Here is a 19,900-nt window from a genome sequence, read left to right as displayed (position 1 = left end):
GTTACTCTAAATGAGTAAAGTTCTGGAAAGAATATTCTGAATTTTTTATTATATCGCTCATTGAGTCAAGTGTTTGACGCATAACGGCAGCACTATCGTAGTATTTTTTTAAATGTCAGGACGACACACAGCAAATCAACCTTATCAGGATGATAGCCAAGATCTATAGCTGCATATCGCAATATCAAAAAAATAATTATAGATATCAAGGAGAAAATATTTTGAACGGTGTGATTGGTGTTATTAAATTCGTTATTGGGCAAGTTTTTATCGTTGCGCTTGATGGGAGCCAGAGGCTGCTCGTCGCCGGCGATCGGGTTTACAGTGGTGAAGAAGTGGTGACCGGTGCCAATGGCGCGGTTTCGATCACGTTACCTGATGGTAAGACACTGGATCTGGGACGCGATAGCCGCTGGAGCGATGTAAGTAGTGCGTCCCCTCAGACAAATGCGGATACCGCCAATGATATCGCTGCTATACAAGATGCCATCGCTCAGGGTGCTGACCCAACGCAAGTGCTAGAGGCCGCCGCTGCTGGTAATGATAGTACAGGCGAAGCGGGTGATGGCGGTGGAAATCACGCTGCGGTCGTACTGGATTTGACCGGACAAATAGTGGATCCAATAATCGGCTACCCAACCGCAGGGATCAACTTCGCAATAAATAACGTGGATCAGACGGACGGTTTTGATACTCAAGCGTTATTGGTTACGCCATCCTCTCTGGAAAATAATGACACTATTACATTGAGCTCGGATGGACGGGTTGTTGAGGGCGGAAAAATTATCGTTACGGCAACGGTAAATAGCCCAGTGACTGGCAGCGATCTTGTCATAACGTTAACAAATGGTTCAACGGTTACGATTCCTGTTGGGGAAACGGGCACGTCCGTGACGATAGATACGCGTGGTGATGATGCTTATCGCCAAGGGGATGAATTCGTCAATATTGGTATCGATTCTACCTCAGGCGGAAGTTATACCAGCCTAGATACCACTAGTACGACGACTACGGTCGTTGGGGACAACAATGACTCGACCACCATCACCCTGAGTTCGGCCAATGAGGTGACGGAAGGGGGAATTATCACGGTGACGGCCCGCGTGGACAACCCTGTGACGGGCAGTCCGCTGGTGATTGACATGGGGAATAACGTCAGCATTACCATTCCGGTTGGTCAGAGCAGCGGCACCGTTGATGTGGCTACACGCCCAGACGATGCCTATCAGCAGGGCAGTGTACCAGTCGAGTTCTCGATTGTGGGCACCTCTGGAGGCAACTACGAAGCGCTGGATACAACCAGCACCACCCGCACCACCGTTGTAGACAACAATGACGGGACCAAGATTACGTTGGAAGGCCCTGGCACAGTTACTGAAGGTGAAGAGATCACGATTATTGCCAGGGTCGATTTACCGCCTCAAGGTAGCGATCTGGTCATTCGGTTGACTAATGGGGAAATTGTCACGATTCCGGTTGGTAAGACCGAAGGCTCAGTTACCTATGCTGCACGCGGCGATGACAATCTGGTACAGGGTGATATTCCGCAATCAGTAGGGATTGAAACAGCAACCGGCGGCAATTACGAAAATCTTGTCAATGGTGATCCTATCGTTACCACGGTGCAAGACAACGATGTGCCGGTGCTGACGGTCGGGGATGCGGGAACCGTGGCGGAAGGCCAGCCGGCGCGCTTTGATGTGGCGCTGAGCAAGCCGGTGGATGCAGCGACCACGCTGACCTTTACGCTGCGCCACGGCTCGACCGACGCGGATGATATCGGTACGCCGACGGTCACGATAGCCGGGCAGTCGGTGCCGGTGACGGTGAACGCAGACGGCAGTTACAGCGTGCCGGTGGCGGCCGGGACTACCGGCGGAATAGTGGTGTCGGTGCCGACCGTGGACGATGCGGTATTTGAAGGCAACGAGACCTTTGCCCTGGTGGGGACGCTGAGCGGAAGCACGGCATCGGGCACGCCGCTGCCGGCCGGGATCAGCGACACCGGGCAGGCGACGATCAGCGATCTGAACCGCGGCACGCCGGACAGCCCGAGTGCCGGGTCGGATGTGCCGGTGCTGACGGTCGGGGATGCGGGAACCGTGGCGGAAGGCCAGCCGGCGCGCTTTGACGTGGCGCTGAGCAAGCCGGTGGATGCGGCGACCACGCTGACCTTTACGCTGCGCCACGGCTCGACCGACGCGGACGATATCGGTACGCCGACGGTCACGATAGCCGGGCAGCCGGTGGCGGTGACGGTGAACGCGGACGGCAGTTACAGCGTGCCGGTGGCAGCCGGGACTACCGGCGGGATTGTGGTGTCGGTGCCGACCGTGGACGATGCGGTATTTGAAGGCAACGAGACCTTTGCCCTGGAGGGCACCCTGAGCGGGAGCACGGCGTCGGGGACACCGCTGCCGGCCGGGATCAGCGACACCGGGCAGGCGACGATCAGCGATCTGAACCGCGGCACGCCGGACAGCCCGAGTGCCGGATCGGATGTGCCGGTGCTGACGGTCGGGGATGCGGGGACCGTGGCGGAAGGCCAGCCGGCGCGCTTTGACGTGGCGCTGAGCAAGCCGGTGGATGCAGCGACCACGCTGACCTTTACGCTGCGCCACGGCTCGACCGACGCGGACGATATCGGTACGCCGACGGTCACGATAGCTGGCCGGTCGGTGGCGGTCACCGACCACGGGGACGGCAGTTACAGCGTGCCGGTGGCGGCCGGGACTACCGGCGGAATAGTGGTGTCGGTGCCGACCGTGGACGATGCGGTATTTGAAGGCAACGAGACCTTTGCCCTGGTGGGGACGCTGAGCGGAAGCACGGCATCGGGCACGCCGCTGCCGGCCGGGATCAGCGACACCGGGCAGGCGACGATCAGCGATCTGAACCGCGGCACGCCGGACAGCCCGAGTGCCGGGTCGGATGTGCCGGTGCTGACGGTCGGGGATGCGGGAACCGTGGCGGAAGGCCAGCCGGCGCGCTTTGACGTGGCGCTGAGCAAGCCGGTGGATGCGGCAACCACGCTGACCTTTACGCTGCGCCACGGCTCGACCGACGCGGACGATATTGGTACGCCGACGGTCACGATAGCCGGGCAGTCGGTGGCGGTGACGGCGAACGCGGACGGCAGTTACAGCGTGCCGGTGGCAGCCGGGACCACCGGCGGAATAGTGGTGTCGGTGCCGACCGTGGACGATGCGGTATTTGAAGGCAACGAGACTTTTGCCCTGACGGGGACGCTGAGCGGAAGCACGGCGTCGGGGACGCCGCTGCCGGCCGGGATCAGCGACACCGGGCAGGCGACGATCAGCGATCTGAACCGCGGCACGCCGGACAGCCCGAGTGCCGGGTCGGATGTGCCGGTGCTGACGGTCGGGGATGCGGGGACCGTGGCGGAAGGCCAGCCGGCGCGCTTTGATATAGCGCTGAGCAAGCCGGTCGATGCGGCAACCACGCTGACCTTTACGCTGCGCCACGGCTCGACCGACGCGGACGATATTGGTACGCCGACGGTCACGATCGCCGGCCGGTCGGTGGCGGTGACGGTGAACGCGGACGGCAGTTACAGCGTGCCGGTGGCGGCCGGGACTACCGGCGGAATAGTGGTGTCGGTGCCGACCGTGGACGATGCGGTATTTGAAGGCAACGAGACCTTTGCCCTGGTGGGCACCCTGAGCGGAAGCACGGCGTCGGGGACGCCGCTGCCGGCCGGGATCAGCGACACCGGGCAGGCGACGATCAGCGATCTGAACCGCGGCACGCCGGACAGCCCGAGTGCCGGATCGGATGTGCCGGTGCTGACGGTCGGGGATGCGGGGACCGTGGCGGAAGGCCAGCCGGCGCGCTTTGATATTGCACTGAGCAAGCCGGTGGATGCCGCGACCACGCTGACCTTTACGCTGCGCCACGGCTCGACCGACGCGGACGATATTGGTACGCCGACGGTCACAATAGCCGGGCAGTCGGTGGCGGTGACGGTGAACGCAGACGGCAGTTACAGCGTGCCGGTGGCAGCCGGGACCACCGGCGGAATAGTGGTGTCGGTGCCGACCGTGGACGATGCGGTATTTGAAGGCAACGAGACCTTTGCCCTGGAGGGCACCCTGAGCGGGAGTACGGCGTCGGGGACGCCGCTGCCGGCCGGGATCAGCGACACCGGGCAGGCGACGATCAGCGATCTGAACCGCGGCACGCCGGACAGCCCGAGTGCCGGGTCGGATGTGCCGGTGCTGACGGTCGGGGATGCGGGGACCGTGGCGGAAGGCCAGCCGGCGCGCTTTGATATTGCACTGAGCAAGCCGGTGGATGCGGCAACCACGCTGACCTTTACGCTGCGCCACGGCTCGACCGACGCGGATGATATCGGTACGCCGACGGTCACGATAGCCGGGCAGTCGGTGGCGGTGACGGTGAACGCGGACGGCAGTTACAGCGTACCGGTGGCAGCCGGGACTACCGGCGGGATTGTGGTGTCGGTGCCGACCGTGGACGATGCGGTATTTGAAGGCAACGAGACCTTTGCCCTGGAGGGCACCCTGAGCGGAAGCACGGCGTCGGGGACACCGCTGCCGGCCGGGATCAGCGACACCGGGCAGGCGACGATCAGCGATCTGAACCGCGGCACGCCGGACAGCCCGAGTGCCGGGTCGGATGTGCCGGCGCTGACGGTCGGGGATGCGGGAACCGTGGCGGAAGGCCAGCCGGCGCGCTTTGACGTGGCGCTGAGCAAGCCGGTGGATGCGGCAACCACGCTGACCTTTACGCTGCGCCACGGCTCTACCGACGCGGACGACATTGGTACGCCGACGGTCACGATAGCCGGGCAGCCGGTGCCGGTCACCGACCACGGGGACGGCAGTTACAGCGTACCGGTGGCGGCCGGGACTACCGGCGGAATAGTGGTGTCGGTGCCGACCGTGGACGATGCGGTGTTTGAAGGCAACGAGACCTTTGCCCTGACGGGTACCCTGAGCGGAAGCACGGCGTCGGGGACGCCGCTGCCGGCCGGGATCAGCGACACCGGGCAGGCGACGATCAGCGATCTGAACCGCGGCACGCCGGACAGCCCGAGTGCCGGGTCGGATGTGCCGGTGCTGACGGTCGGGGATGCGGGGACCGTGGCGGAAGGCCAGCCGGCGCGCTTTGACGTGGCGCTGAGTAAGCCGGTGGATGCGGCAACCACGCTGACCTTTACGCTGCGCCACGGCTCGACCGACGCGGACGATATTGGCACGCCGACGGTCACGATAGCCGGGCAGCCGGTGGCGGTGACGGTGAACGCGGACGGCAGTTACAGCGTGCCGGTGGCAGCCGGGACTACCGGCGGGATTGTGGTGTCGGTGCCGACCGTGGACGATGCGGTATTTGAAGGCAACGAGACCTTTGCCCTGGTGGGCACCCTGAGCGGGAGCACGGCATCGGGGACGCCGCTGCCGGCCGGGATCAGCGACACCGGGCAGGCGACGATCAGCGATCTGAACCGCGGCACGCCGGACAGCCCGAGTGCCGGGTCGGATGTGCCGGCGCTGACGGTCGGGGATGCGGGAACCGTGGCGGAAGGCCAGCCGGCGCGCTTTGATATAGCGCTGAGCAAGCCGGTGGATGCAGCAACCACGCTGACCTTTACGCTGCGCCACGGCTCGACCGACGCGGATGATATTGGTACGCCGACGGTCACGATAGCCGGGCAGCCGGTGCCGGTCACCGACCACGGGGACGGCAGTTACAGCGTACCGGTGGCGGCCGGGACTACCGGCGGAATAGTGGTGTCGGTGCCGACCGTGGATGATGCGGTATTTGAAGGCAACGAGACCTTTGCCCTGGTGGGGACGCTGAGCGGAAGCACGGCGTCGGGGACACCGCTGCCGGCCGGGATCAGCGACACCGGGCAGGCGACGATCAGCGATCTGAACCGCGGCACGCCGGACAGCCCGAGTGCCGGGTCGGATGTGCCGGTGCTGACGGTCGGGGATGCGGGAACCGTGGCGGAAGGCCAGCCGGCGCGCTTTGACGTGGCGCTGAGCAAGCCGGTGGATGCGGCGACCACGCTGACCTTTACGCTGCGCCACGGCTCGACCGACGCGGACGATATTGGTACGCCGACGGTCACGATAGCCGGGCAGTCGGTGCCGGTGACGGTGAACGCAGACGGCAGTTACAGCGTGCCGGTGGCGGCCGGGACTACCGGCGGGATTGTGGTGTCGGTGCCGACCGTGGACGATGCGGTATTTGAAGGCAACGAGACCTTTGCCCTGGTGGGCACCCTGAGCGGAACTACGGCATCGGGGACACCGCTGCCGGCCGGGATCAGCGACACCGGGCAGGCGACGATCAGCGATCTGAACCGCGGCACGCCGGACAGCCCGAGTGCCGGGTCGGATGTGCCGGTGCTGACGGTCGGGGATGCGGGAACCGTGGCGGAAGGCCAGCCGGCGCGCTTTGATATAGCGCTGAGCAAGCCGGTGGATGCGGCGACCACGCTGACCTTTACGCTGCGCCACGGCTCGACCGACGCGGACGATATCGGCACGCCGACGGTCACGATAGCCGGGCAGTCGGTGCCGGTCACCGACCACGGGGACGGCAGTTACAGCGTGCCGGTGGCAGCCGGGATCACTGGCGGAATAGTGGTGTCGGTGCCGACCGTGGACGATGCGGTATTTGAAGGCAACGAGACCTTTGCCCTGACGGGTACCCTGAGCGGGAGCACGGCGTCGGGGACGCCGCTGCCGGCCGGGATCAGCGACACCGGGCAGGCGACGATCAGCGATCTGAACCGCGGCACGCCGGACAGCCCGAGTGCCGGATCGGATGTGCCGGTGCTGACGGTCGGGGATGCGGGGACCGTGGCGGAAGGCCAGCCGGCGCGCTTTGATATAGCGCTGAGCAAGCCGGTGGATGCGGCGACCACGCTGACCTTTACGCTGCGCCACGGCTCGACCGACGCGGACGATATCGGTACGCCGACGGTCACGATAGCCGGGCAGTCGGTGGCGGTGACGGTGAACGCGGACGGCAGTTACAGCGTGCCGGTGGCGGCCGGGACTACCGGCGGGATTGTGGTGTCGGTGCCGACCGTGGACGATGCGGTATTTGAAGGCAACGAGACCTTTGCCCTGGTGGGCACCCTGAGCGGAACCACGGCATCGGGGACACCGCTGCCGGCCGGGATCAGCGACAGCGGGCAGGCGACGATCAGCGATCTGAACCGCGGCACGCCGGACAGCCCGAGTGCCGGGTCGGATGTGCCGGTGCTGACGGTCGGGGATGCGGGAACCGTGGCGGAAGGCCAGCCGGCGCGCTTTGACGTGGCGCTGAGCAAGCCGGTGGATGCGGCAACCACGCTGACCTTTACGCTGCGCCACGGCTCGACCGACGCGGACGATATTGGTACGCCGACGGTCACGATAGCCGGGCAGCCGGTGGCGGTGACGGTGAACGCGGACGGCAGTTACAGCGTGCCGGTGGCAGCCGGGACTACCGGCGGAATAGTGGTGTCGGTGCCGACCGTGGACGATGCGGTATTTGAAGGCAACGAGACTTTTGCCCTGGAGGGCACCCTGAGCGGGAGCACGGCGTCGGGGACACCGCTGCCGGCCGGGATCAGCGACACCGGGCAGGCGACGATCAGCGATCTGAACCGCGGCACGCCGGACAGCCCGAGTGCCGGGTCGGATGTGCCGGTGCTGACGGTCGGGGATGCGGGAACCGTGGCGGAAGGCCAGCCGGCGCGCTTTGATGTGGCGCTGAGCAAGCCGGTGGATGCGGCAACCACGCTGACCTTTACGCTGCGCCACGGCTCGACCGACGCGAACGATATCGGCACGCCGACGGTCACGATAGCCGGGCAGTCGGTGGCGGTGACGGTGAACGCGGACGGCAGTTACAGCGTGCCGGTGGCAGCCGGGACCACCGGCGGAATAGTGGTGTCGGTGCCGACCGTGGACGATGCGGTATTTGAAGGCAACGAGACCTTTGCCCTGGTGGGGACGCTGAGCGGGAGTACGGCGTCGGGGACACCGCTGCCGGCCGGGATCAGCGACACCGGGCAGGCGACGATCAGCGATCTGAACCGCGGCACGCCGGACAGCCCGAGTGCCGGGTCGGATGTGCCGGTGCTGACGGTCGGGGATGCGGGAACCGTGGCGGAAGGCCAGCCGGCGCGCTTTGACGTGGCGCTGAGCAAGCCGGTCGATGCAGCAACCACGCTGACCTTTACGCTGCGCCACGGCTCGACCGACGCGGACGATATCGGCACGCCGACGGTCACGATAGCCGGGCAGCCGGTGGCGGTGACGGTGAACGCGGACGGCAGTTACAGCGTGCCGGTGGCGGCCGGGACCACTGGCGGAATAGTGGTGTCGGTGCCGACCGTGGACGATGCGGTATTTGAAGGCAACGAGACCTTTGCCCTGGAGGGCACCCTGAGCGGAAGCACGGCGTCAGGCACGCCGCTGCCGGCCGGGATCAGCGACAGCGGGCAGGCGACGATCAGCGATCTGAACCGCGGCACGCCGGACAGCCCGAGTGCCGGATCGGATGTGCCGGTGCTGACGGTCGGGGATGCGGGAACCGTGGCGGAAGGCCAGCCGGCGCGCTTTGACGTGGCGCTGAGCAAGCCGGTGGATGCGGCAACCACGCTGACCTTTACGCTGCGCCACGGCTCGACCGACGCGGACGATATTGGTACGCCGACGGTTACGATAGCCGGGCAGCCGGTGGCAGTGACGGTGAACGCGGACGGCAGTTACAGCGTGCCGGTGGCGGCCGGGACCACTGGCGGAATAGTGGTGTCGGTGCCGACCGTGGACGATGCGGTATTTGAAGGCAACGAGACCTTTGCCCTGGTGGGCACCCTGAGCGGAAGCACGGCGTCGGGGACACCGCTGCCGGCCGGGATCAGCGACACCGGGCAGGCGACGATCAGCGATCTGAACCGCGGCACGCCGGACAGCCCGAGTGCCGGGTCGGATGTGCCGGTGCTGACGGTCGGGGATGCGGGAACCGTGGCGGAAGGCCAGCCGGCGCGCTTTGATATTGCGCTGAGCAAGCCGGTGGATGCGGCGACCACGCTGACCTTTACGCTGCGCCACGGCTCGACCGACGCGAACGATATCGGTACGCCGACGGTCACGATAGCCGGGCAGTCGGTGCCGGTCACCGACCACGGGGACGGCAGTTACAGCGTGCCGGTGGCGGCCGGGACCACCGGCGGAATAGTGGTGTCGGTGCCGACCGTGGACGATGCGGTATTTGAAGGCAACGAGACCTTTGCCCTGGTGGGCACCCTGAGCGGGAGTACGGCGTCGGGGACGCCGCTGCCGGCCGGGATCAGCGACACCGGGCAGGCGACGATCAGCGATCTGAACCGCGGCACGCCGAACAGCCCGAGTGCCGGGTCGGATGTGCCGGTGCTGACGGTCGGGGATGCGGGAACCGTGGCGGAAGGCCAGCCGGCGCGCTTTGACGTGGCGCTGAGCAAGCCGGTCGATGCGGCAACCACGCTGACCTTTACGCTGCGCCACGGCTCGACCGACGCGGACGATATCGGCACGCCGACGGTCACGATAGCCGGGCAGCCGGTGGCGGTGACGGTGAATGCGGACGGCAGTTACAGCGTGCCGGTGGCAGCCGGGACTACCGGCGGAATAGTGGTGTCGGTGCCGACCGTGGACGATGCGGTATTTGAAGGCAACGAGACTTTTGCCCTGGTGGGCACCCTGAGCGGGAGTACGGCGTCGGGGACACCGCTGCCGGCCGGGATCAGCGACACCGGGCAGGCGACGATCAGCGATCTGAACCGCGGCACGCCGGACAGCCCGAGTGCCGGGTCGGATGTGCCGGTGCTGACGGTCGGGGATGCGGGAACCGTGGCGGAAGGCCAGCCGGCGCGCTTTGACGTGGCGCTGAGCAAGCCGGTGGATGCGGCAACCACGCTGACCTTTACGCTGCGCCACGGCTCGACCGACGCGGACGATATTGGTACGCCGACGGTCACGATAGCCGGGCAGCCGGTGGCGGTGACGGTGAATGCGGACGGCAGTTACAGCGTGCCGGTGGCAGCCGGGACCACTGGCGGAATAGTGGTGTCGGTGCCGACCGTGGACGATGCGGTATTTGAAGGCAACGAGACCTTTGCCCTGGTGGGCACCCTGAGCGGAAGCACGGCGTCGGGGACACCGCTGCCGGCCGGGATCAGCGACACCGGGCAGGCGACGATCAGCGATCTGAATCATGCACCAGTCACCGCCGACCAGTCGATCCGTACCGAGGAAGATACGTCGGTCAGTGGCACTATCACGGCAAGCGATGTGGACGGCGACACGCTGAGTTACGGAGTGGGTACGCAGCCGCAGAACGGCACGCTGACGCTGGACAGCGCCACTGGGAAATACACGTACACGCCGGCTGCCAACTTTAGTGGCAGTGACCACTTTACGGTGACTGTGGCGGATGGCAACGGCGGCACGGCAACCAGCACGGTGACGGTGGGCATTACCCCAGTAGCTGATGCACCGGTAGTAAATCTGAGCACTACCACCAGTACCACGACGCCGGGTTCTGCGGAAATTATCAAGGTGAACGGAGGAAGTGGGAAGTCTGGTGGGTTTGATGTGCAAGATGGGAAAATTGTTAAGATCGGCAGTGACGTGCGAGTTTGGTTGACAGAGGGCGACACTGCGCCTACTGCTGCTAACCCTTCGGAACAGATTAAGTATTACGGCAAAGATAACGGCAATGGTAATCCCGGGGGATCGACAAGCTATGCTGATATTTTTGTTGTTCATTCCAAAAGCGGTTATTTCTACCGCCAGTCTGATTGGACTGAAGCACAGAAACAGCATAAGCAGCTTGATTCTGTCCACGGGAACAGTCAGTCACAGTCGAGTAACCCAGGTAAAGATTATATCTTTGTCCAAAAAGAAGAAGGCTTTAGCTATCAGGCTGAAAATTCGACGAATAATAGAAATAATAACTTCAACACAATGGATGGCGTTAAAGTTACTTATTCTGACGGGAAGGGGCATTCGGGGTCTTTAATCCAGCAGGTAAGTAACCAGCTTGAAGGGGTGATCTACAGCGATGGTTCGACGTATACCGCCGGAAATAGCGCGACGGTGGACAAAGTTCCCGGTCAGGCGGGAAAACAGGTCTATGTTCTCGATGTTTCAGCGGCATTGACCGATCGTGATGGTAGTGAAACGTTGTCAGGGATTCGGCTGACGGGGATTCCAACGGGCACGGTGCTGACTGACCAGATCAACAACGTGAAGTATACCGTGGGTGCTGATGGTACATACCTGATTCAAAATGCGCATAATGCCCAAACGCTGGCTGGGAAGATTACGCTTGAGGTGCCAGGTGATGCTGGTAAATTGAATGTCATCGCGCAGGCGACATCGACAGAAATTAGCAACCACGATACGGCAACGGGCTATTCGGCGGAAGGCGCGGAGCAGTATGGATTGAGTGTCGGTACGGCAGGTAGTGACACGATGTCCGGCACGTATAATGATGATGTTCTGTTCGGCGATGTCGTGTCGTTCCCGAATATCGACGGCAATGGTATCACTACTTTGCAGAACTACATCGGCAAGCAATTAGGTATGCAAACGGGTGTGCCGACCACGAAGGATATGCATAACTATATTGCGTCGCACAGCTCGGAGTTTGATCTGTCGTCAGCCAAAGGGGGGAATGACATACTCAATGGCGGTGATGGGGATGATATCCTTTTCGGTCAGGGAGGAAATGATACCCTCTACGGTGGTGCCGGGAATGATTTGCTCTACGGCGGTAGCGGAGACGACATCCTGATTGGTGGAGCTGGGGGCGATACGCTTATCGGCGGTGCGGGTGCGGATACCTTTAAATGGCAGGCTGGTGATATTGGCAACGATGTGATCAAAGACTTTAATGCCAAAGAGGGTGATCGGATAGATTTAAGCGATCTGGTGGGCGAGCTCGAGCAAGGAACCGATATCAGTCGCTATATTCGCATCACAGATAGCCAAGGTTCTCCGGTGATTGAAGTGAGTACAGCCGGGAACTTTACGGCAGATAAAGGCGGAACGGTTGCGGTGTCGATTACGTTGGAACATTATAACGGTGCATTACCATCGCTTGAAAGTTTGGTGAGTAAACCTGAACAGTCCCACTGATGGAAAAGGCGGAGCCTGACCGGCTCCCTTCTTATCGAAAACGTAAAAGGTCTCTGAGAATGTTTTATATCCAGCGCGACAGTGATGGGCACCTGATGAAGGTAGAAGAGAGTCCTTTTCCTGACATGAATGGTGAGCTGCCTGACGATTCGCGTGAGGCGCTGGCTTGGGTCCGGAGCCATCAGGCGGCGATATCCAGTTTGCAGCAACTGCAGCAAAGCGATCTGGAAATGGTGCGCGTGCTGGAAGATTTAATTCAGGTTTTGATCCAGAAAGGTGTAGTCAGCATTACCGATTTCCCTCAGGCGGCACAGTTGAAGTTGATCAGCCGTGCACAGGCGCGTGAAGCGCTGAATGGCGGATTGAACAAGCTGATTGGTGATGATGAAGAAGCGATGTTCTAAAGAGATAATGTTTTAAAGATACAATGTGTTAAAGCGATAATATTTTAACGTCGATCCCGGTTTCTCTCCGCAATAGAAGAAACCGGGACGGTTAAAATTCCGTTAGCCAAAATGGCGTCACGTCAGACCTTGAGTGCTGGCGCTGGTTCACCCAGCAGTCGTCCCATTGCGCCCTGCAATCCCATATCCTGAAGTACTTTCAGTTCACCCGACGTTTCAACGCGTTCGGCGATAAGCGGTAAGGCAATGCTGTTGGTGGCACGGTACAGCGCTTCGATAAACATTTGCTTATCGCTTTCCTGATCGATATTACGGATGTAGCTACCATCGACTTTCAGGTAAGCCAGCCCCCACTGGGCCAAGTTGCCGATCATATTAAAGCGTCCACCAAAGTGCTGTAACCCCAGCGCACAGCCATGCTCATTCAATAGCTTGATTAAGGCTTCCAGTTGGACGCTGTCTGGCAGTTGGTTCTCATCCAGCTCCAAAATCAGTCGTTTGGCAACGTCTGGTTGATGCTTCAGCGGGGCGAGCAGATCGGCGAGTAGATGAAGATTCAGGGCTGTGGTGCCAGACAGGCTCAGTGCGAGGTTGCCGTCGTGCTGGCGGAGATAGGCCAATACTTCACGTAGCATGGTCTGATCCAGCCGGGTATCCCAGCCAAAGCGTTGGATCCACGGCAGGAAGCGACCTGCCGCGATGCTGTTTCCTTGCGCATCCTGAATGCGAGCCAGTACCTTGTGATGTAATATCTGGCTGGGATCGTCACACGCGACAACGGGTTGCAGGAAAAGCTGCAAACGCTCCTGTTCAAGGATGGGATCGAGCAGGTTAAACCACATATGGCGATCGGTCTCGATCTGTTCGACACTGAGTGACGGAATCTGGTGAGAGGCGGCAGTATCGGTATCACTTTCGGCTCGCGTGAGCGCCTGATCGCCCTGAATAAACAGGGATTGTGCGGTGTCACCGTGACGGAAAGGCACCATGCCGAATTGGGCAACAGGGGAGACATCGGTTTCGCCTGTCAGATACAAGGTTTCGATGTTACGCGTCAGTTCTCCAATCAGCGCATAGGCTTCTTTATCAACCAAGCCAGGGCAGAACAGGGCAAATTCCCCACCGCGGATACGTGCCAGAAGACTTTCCGTATTCGTGTGCTGTTTTTGCGTTTTTCGCAGGATATTCCCTACGGAGGCTAACAGCGCATCGGTACGCTGGCCGCCCAGTCGTTGATTCATACCCGCCAGATCCTGAACGCGAATCATAATAAGAAAGCCCGGTGCCGTTTCCTCATCGGCCAGTTTGTCGTTGAATTGCATATCAAATGCACGGCGGTTATTCAGCCCGGTTTGTGGATCCTGATAGGCTTCCTGACGTAAGCGCTCGCTCCGCTCCGCCTCCTCTTCAAACAGAGTTTTGAGTTTGCTGACCATCAGGTTCATTGCCTGTGCGACGCGGCGGAATTCCGGCGTATTGGGCAGATCCGGCTGGCTAAGGAATTCACGGCGGGTAATCGCCAGCGATTGATCGACGATATAGTCGAGTGGGCGTAACTGGCGGCGTAGGAACAACGCGCCGATGAGTACGCCTAGCGTACCGCAGCCAAGCAGCCACAGGAAAGTAGCTGTACTGCTGCGCCACAGTCGGGTTACTGCGAACATTGGGTGGCTGACGACTTCGACTTTTGCCGCCTGTTCCCAACCTCGCATCACAATGGCTTCGCCTGCGCCGGGCTGAAGGTCCACTAATCGGACAAACCAGATCGGTACGTCAGGGATATCCGGTGATGCGGTACGTTCCAGCGTAACGCTGCCGGTTTTTAAATCTCGCACGCGAATACTGGAAAAATAGCCGCTGTCGAAAATCGAGCTGACCATCAGCTCCACCATCGCCGGGTCATCAATATTCGGCGTTAGGGAAAGCCCGAGTGCGGTCGCCGCATCCTGTGCATGCGAGTGAAGCTGGTTATTATATTGTTCGCGCGAATTTTCCAGGCTGACGAAAAAACTCCCGCTGAAAATGATTAGCACAAACAGGCAGATGGCTATCAGTAATTGTTTGTATAAAGACATAGCCTACCTTTACTCCTCAATTGAAAACCCTTCGGCACGCATTTTGGTTAATACATCCTGCCAGCGTGAAAGTCGTTTACTGTCACCGACGCGTTTGTTGCTGCCGCTTGCCCCCGGTAGCCAGAGACCACCGCCATTAAAGGCGTACACCGGAACTAAATCGTTGCGCTCTGTCGCAGGTTGGATCTTGTCAGTCAGATTATCCAACACCAGCGGAATTGACGTTGGCGTAGGGTAATAGGTGAGCACCATATGCGCTTTATTCAGACGCAAGGCTTTAACATAGGTAATGCGTAATTTGTCCGCTGGAACGCCTAAATGGCGCAGCGTAAAATACTTGGCAAGCGCATAATCCTCACAATCTCCAGCGCCTTTACGCAGTGCTTCAATCGGTGTTGCCCAGTAATCTTCCTGATTCCAGACGACAATATCATCGCGAAACAGCATACGATCGTTGAAAAACTGGTTCACGCTACTCAGCAGCGCTTTTTCGTTTTTATTGCGGGAATTGACCAACAGCGTTTGCCATTCATCTATCCGACGGCGAGCGTCGGGCGTTGCCGGGCCATAAAGCTGCTCGGTCCGCTGATTAATGGTAATAAAATCCCAGTCCGCACGTAGAGAACCCGCCAGCAGAAACAGCAGACAGCTAATAAAGAACAGCTTGTAACCGGAGAGCTTGAACCTGGAGAGTCGCACTGAGGTTTCTCTGTTTACTTTGCGAGATGAATGGGAGAGTGAATTCGATGCTACGATGCAGAATAGCTTACTTTTTCAGGGCTCCAAAGCGATTATAGTGGTGAAAATCATTGAAAGAACGCTGGCATAAGGCATGAGGTATCAGAATGAGTTCAGGCATAGTGAATAGAGAGCGTCTTAATTTAGGAAAACTGGTTTCTGAAACTCGTAACCCGGCAACAATGTCGCTGGATCAGTTATCTACGCTGGAGATGATGCACGCCTTTAATCAGGAAGATCGGAAAGTGCCTGAAGCCATCGCGCAGGTTTTACCCGCGATCGCCGAGGCTGTCGATCTGGCTACGGCCTCGTTACAGGCGGGGGGCGGCTGATCTATCTGGGAGCGGGCACTAGCGGCCGTTTAGGAGTATTGGATGCATCGGAATGTCCGCCGACGTTTGGTGTGCCACACGGGCTGGTTATCGGTCTGATTGCCGGCGGGCCGGGGGCGTTACTTAAGGCGGTAGAAGGCGCGGAAGACGATCCTGCACTGGGTGAGGCTGATTTGAAAGCGTTGGCTTTAACCGCTGCTGATATGGTGATCGGCCTTGCGGCATCGGGCCGAACGCCGTATGTGATTGGCGCATTGCGCTATGCGCGCCACGTTGGCAGCCGGACAGCGGCAATCTCTTGTAACCCTGACTCCCCAATCGCACAGGAAGCGCAGGTGGCGATATCTCCTGTGGTCGGCCCGGAGGCGTTAACGGGCTCGACGCGGCTGAAATCAGGAACAGCGCAAAAATTAGTTCTGAATATGATTTCTACCGGCGTAATGGTTAAGCTGGGTAAGGTGTACCAAAATTTGATGGTTGATGTGAAGGCGACCAATGTGAAGCTGCTGGATCGGGCTTGCCGTATCGTGGTGGAAGCGACGGGCGCAGAGCAGGATAAGGCACGGCAGGCGTTGGTACAGGCGGATAATGACGTTAAACCTGCGATTCTGATGCTTCTGGCTAATATTGATGTGGAGACGGCGCGTGAACGCCTGAAGCAGCACAACGGTTATCTGCGTGAGGCGCTGATTAGCGGATAAGACTATCTTGATGCAAGTCGGGGGAGAGGTTTTGAGTGATAAGCGAGAGCAACGCATTGTTTTTTTTGATCTGGATGGCACGTTGCATCAGCAAGACATGTTTGGCAACTTTCTGCGTTTCTTGCTTTGTCGGTTGCCGTTAAATCTCGTTCTGGTTATTCCGCTCTTACCTGTTATTGGACTGGGCTTATTAATTCGTGGTCGTGCGGCTCGCTGGCCAATGAGCTGGCTGCTGTGGGCGATTACGTTTGGGCGTGACGAAGATGAGCTTGTTCAGCTTGAAAAACAGTTCGTTGCTGCGTTTCGTCGCGATGTCATACCGTTTCCACAGGTTCAGCAGCGGCTGAAAACCTATCTCGAAGACAGTGATGCTCAGGTTTGGCTGGTGACCGGATCGCCACAGCGGCTGGTGGAACAGGTCTATCATGATTCGCCTTTTCTATCTGGCGTTCGCCTGATGGGGAGTCAGATTACGCGTCGCTACGGCGGCTGGGTACTCACGCTGCGCTGTCTCGGGCATGAGAAAGTAACGCAGATGGAACAGCGTTTAGGTGCCCCGCTCAAGCTCTACAGCGGCTATAGCGATAGCAAGCAGGACAACCCATTGCTCTATTTTTGCGAACACCGCTGGCGGGTGACGCCTGAAGGTAGCCTACAACAACTAGAGTAACGCCTTCAATACGTCATCCATATAGGTATAATGCGCCGCCAAAATGTGAATAATAAGGGCCTACTGATATAGGTTCTATACCCCAAATAATTCGAGTTCAGGACAAAACGTTAGCGTTTTGAACAGCGTTTGCGCTGACCCCGAAGGGGTGAGGCCATAAGGCCGAATAACGCGGCAAGAGAGGGACAAATTTGTCGGGAACGAATTTGGCCAGCCAGCGGCTGGCCTTCGGTGAGAGACAGGATGTCTCTCATTTCATCCCGAATCACTTACTCAGGTAAGTGATTCGGGTGAGCGAATGCAGCCAACGCACATGCAGCTTGAAGTATTACGGGTATAAGTGAGGAAACGTGGTTAGCCTGCGTAATGATGAATACTGGATGCGCTATGCGTTGACGCTGGCTCAGCGTGCTCAAGATGAAGGCGAAGTCCCGGTTGGCGCGGTGCTGGTGCTGGATAACGAAGCGATTGGTGAAGGATGGAACCGTCCGATAGGGCATCACGATCCTACCGCGCACGCTGAAATTATGGCACTGCGGCAGGGGGGATTGTGTTGCAGAACTACCGCCTGCTGGAGACCACGCTGTATGTCACGTTGGAGCCGTGCATCATGTGTGCGGGCGCGATGATACATGGGCGTATTGGCCGTCTGGTTTATGGCGCGTCAGATGAGAAAACGGGGGCGGCCGGATCGCTGTTAGACATTCTGCGTCACCCCGGCATGAATCATCAGATCGTGATTGAATCTGGTGTGTTGGCTGACGAATGTTCTGCAACGCTCAGCACGTTCTTTCGTCTGCGTCGCGAGCAGCATAAAGCCCGTCGTGTGGCAGAGAAAAACGCTGCGCAGGAATAGCGTATACCCGTCATACTTCAAGCTGCTTGTGCGTTGGCAATACTCGGCTCAGTTCTGAGCCTCGCCCTGAAGGGCCGCCGCAAGTGGCGTTCAAATCGGTTTGAAACCAATTTGTCGCTCAGTTGCCGCGTTACAAGGCCATAAATGGGCCTTGCCCTAAAGGGTCAACGCAGAGCGTTACTCAAAACGCTAACGTTTTGTCACGCAACTCGAATTATTTAGGGTATAGGTCCATTCTAGTATTTTTTATTCCGGCACCTTGTTGAGAGGAACTGCCGGATAGCTTTGCGCAATCTGGGTTTGTTGCTGAGCCTTGGCTTCTTTTTCTATCAGATAACCTTCCAGACTCACCATATAGCGTCGAATGTTTTCCACGTAGTTATAGGCTTCTTGCCCGCGCGCGTAGCCGTAGGTGGTTTGGGTGTAATAGCGCTTCTGGCTCAACATTGGCAGGCGCATTTTTACGTCTACCCAACTGTCAGGATTACCCTTTTGTTTTTCGGTCAATTTACGTGCATCAAGCAGATGGGCGTATCCCATGTTGTAGGATGCCAGCGCAAACCAGATTTTTTCATCTTCGGGAATGGTGTCTGGCATTTTCTGCATCATATACGACATATATTGTGCGCCGCCGCGGATACTCTGCTCTGGGTCGACGCGATCGGTCACGTTCAGGCTTTCTGCGGTGTTACGCGTTAGCATCATCAGCCCACGCACGCCAGTAGGGGAGGTTGCCAATGGGTTCCAGTGTGACTCTTGATAGGAGATGGCGGCCAGCAACTTCCAGTCGATATGGGTGGCGTACTTTTCGAACAGCGGGCGCAGGTCTGGCAGCGTTTCATCAATCGCCCCCAGAAACGTGGTGGTATCGACATAATCAAATTCGCCAACGTGACCGAGATATTTTTCCTCTAGGCGCGCGAGCGTACCGTCTTCGACAATCTTGCTGAAAAAATCCAACAAGGCAGCAGACAGGCTATCATCGTGCGAACGGCGCATATACCAGGTGACAGGCTCTTCGTCGCTAAGATCAAAGGCAACGGCGAGCTGTGGATGAATACGCTGCATCAGGCCGATGGTAACGGAATCACCTAGCGCATAGTCCAGTTTGCCGTCGGCAACCTGTTTCAATAATTCCTGCGTGCTCTGATCGGAGGCGGATTCCCAACTCAACTGTGGGTATTTCTCTGCTTTTAAATCGCGCAGGGTCGCTGCGTGGGCGGAACCCGATGTGACAACGAGGCGGCCTTGTAGCTTATCCAGCGTTTTGGGACGAGGTGAACCGAGGCGATAGACCATTTGCTGCGAAATGGAGTAGTAGGTTGGGCCAGCACGGAAACGCTCCAGACGCTCGTGATTGTAAATCAGCCCGGCAGCCAGCAGGTCGGCATCGTTACCGTCCAGATCGTCGAACAGTTCGTCAAGGTTCTTGCGCGACGAAACCACCAGCTTGACGCCGAGGTAATCGGCGAAACGTTTTGCCAGTTCATAATCCAGACCTGTCGGGGATCCGTTGCTCATTGCATAGGTCAGCGGTGAGTTAACGGTGCTGATACGCAACTCGCCGCGTGAGAGGATCTGCCTGAGCTGTACATCCTGACTGCTGCGCCAGGGAATGCTAGGCCATAGCGCTAACGCCAGTAGTAACGTGATAATCCCGATGAAAAAATAATTTAATTTTAAAGGCTTCAAATAGTTATCTCTCGGTGGCCGGGTGGCCAGGCTGTCTGTAACGGCAGTTTTTTTATACGTCATTTCCCAGAGTGGGGGCATTTTGCTTAACAAACCGCCAGTGTGCAACTTTTATTGATTTGGTCACCGATTAATCATTCGGCAGATGCGAAGTGAAATTATCGCCACGCAAACGGTTTCGTCCGAGGGAAGGATTCTCTATAATGTGCGCGTTTCCCCCCTGTTGTGCCCAGTGGCTGTATTGCAGCCAGTGCATCGAAGA

General features: G+C 59.1%; 6 protein-coding genes and 2 pseudogenes. 5 read left to right on the top strand and 3 right to left on the bottom strand.

Going from position 1 to position 19,900, the window contains the following annotated elements:
* The first annotated feature begins 230 nt into the window (after positions 1-230).
* Together A7983_RS02175 and A7983_RS02170 are read left to right on the top strand one after the other, a co-directional pair.
* Positions 231-12,170, top strand: coding sequence for a retention module-containing protein (locus A7983_RS02175; protein WP_237028220.1), 11,940 nt, complete (start codon positions 231-233; stop codon positions 12,168-12,170).
* Between the two features lie 59 nt (positions 12,171-12,229).
* A complete protein-coding gene (locus A7983_RS02170; RefSeq protein ID WP_005970218.1) occupies positions 12,230-12,574 on the top strand; it encodes a hypothetical protein in 345 nt (114 codons plus the stop codon).
* A 122-nt stretch (positions 12,575-12,696) separates the two neighbouring features.
* On the opposite strand, the gene lapD is transcribed toward A7983_RS02170, so the two are convergent.
* Entirely contained in the window at positions 12,697-14,649 is a 1,953-nt protein-coding gene (gene lapD / locus A7983_RS02165) for a cyclic di-GMP receptor LapD (RefSeq protein ID WP_005970217.1), read from the bottom strand.
* A 9-nt stretch (positions 14,650-14,658) separates the two neighbouring features.
* Entirely contained in the window at positions 14,659-15,348 is a 690-nt protein-coding gene (gene lapG, locus A7983_RS02160) for a cysteine protease LapG (protein WP_005970215.1), read from the bottom strand.
* A gap of 146 nt (positions 15,349-15,494) precedes the next feature.
* On the opposite strand from lapG, the pseudogene murQ reads away from it, so the two are divergent.
* From murQ to tadA, 3 genes and pseudogenes are all read left to right on the top strand, one after another.
* Positions 15,495-16,420 (top strand): annotated as a pseudogene (gene murQ / locus A7983_RS02155) (N-acetylmuramic acid 6-phosphate etherase).
* A gap of 31 nt (positions 16,421-16,451) precedes the next feature.
* Positions 16,452-17,090, top strand: a complete 639-nt coding sequence (gene yfhb, locus A7983_RS02150) for a phosphatidylglycerophosphatase C (protein WP_039478242.1) — start codon at positions 16,452-16,454, stop codon at positions 17,088-17,090.
* 380 nt (positions 17,091-17,470) lie between these two features.
* Positions 17,471-17,946: pseudogene (tadA, locus tag A7983_RS02145) on the top strand (tRNA adenosine(34) deaminase TadA).
* 246 nt (positions 17,947-18,192) lie between these two features.
* Here tadA and mltF read toward each other — a convergent pair.
* The gene (gene mltF / locus A7983_RS02140; RefSeq protein WP_005970210.1) at positions 18,193-19,719 is read right to left on the bottom strand and encodes a membrane-bound lytic murein transglycosylase MltF; all 1,527 of its coding nucleotides are present in this window, start codon (positions 19,717-19,719) and stop codon (positions 18,193-18,195) included.
* Positions 19,720-19,900: the final 181 nt, after the last annotated feature.

It is taken from the genome of Pectobacterium wasabiae CFBP 3304 (genome assembly GCF_001742185.1).
GTDB classification, from domain to species: Bacteria; Pseudomonadota; Gammaproteobacteria; order Enterobacterales; family Enterobacteriaceae; genus Pectobacterium; species Pectobacterium wasabiae.
Note: the sequence above shows the minus strand (reverse complement) of the source record. Positions and strands in the feature narration are given on the sequence as shown.

Excerpts from the sequence above, each read along its gene's own strand:
- A7983_RS02170 (WP_005970218.1), top strand. The coding sequence starts at position 12,230 with ATGTTTTATATCCAGCGCGACAGTGATGGGCACCTGATGAAGGTAGAA.
- lapD (WP_005970217.1), bottom strand. The coding sequence starts at position 14,649 with ATGTCTTTATACAAACAATTACTGATAGCCATCTGCCTGTTTGTGCTA.
- mltF (WP_005970210.1), bottom strand. The coding sequence starts at position 19,719 with ATGCCCCCACTCTGGGAAATGACGTATAAAAAAACTGCCGTTACAGAC.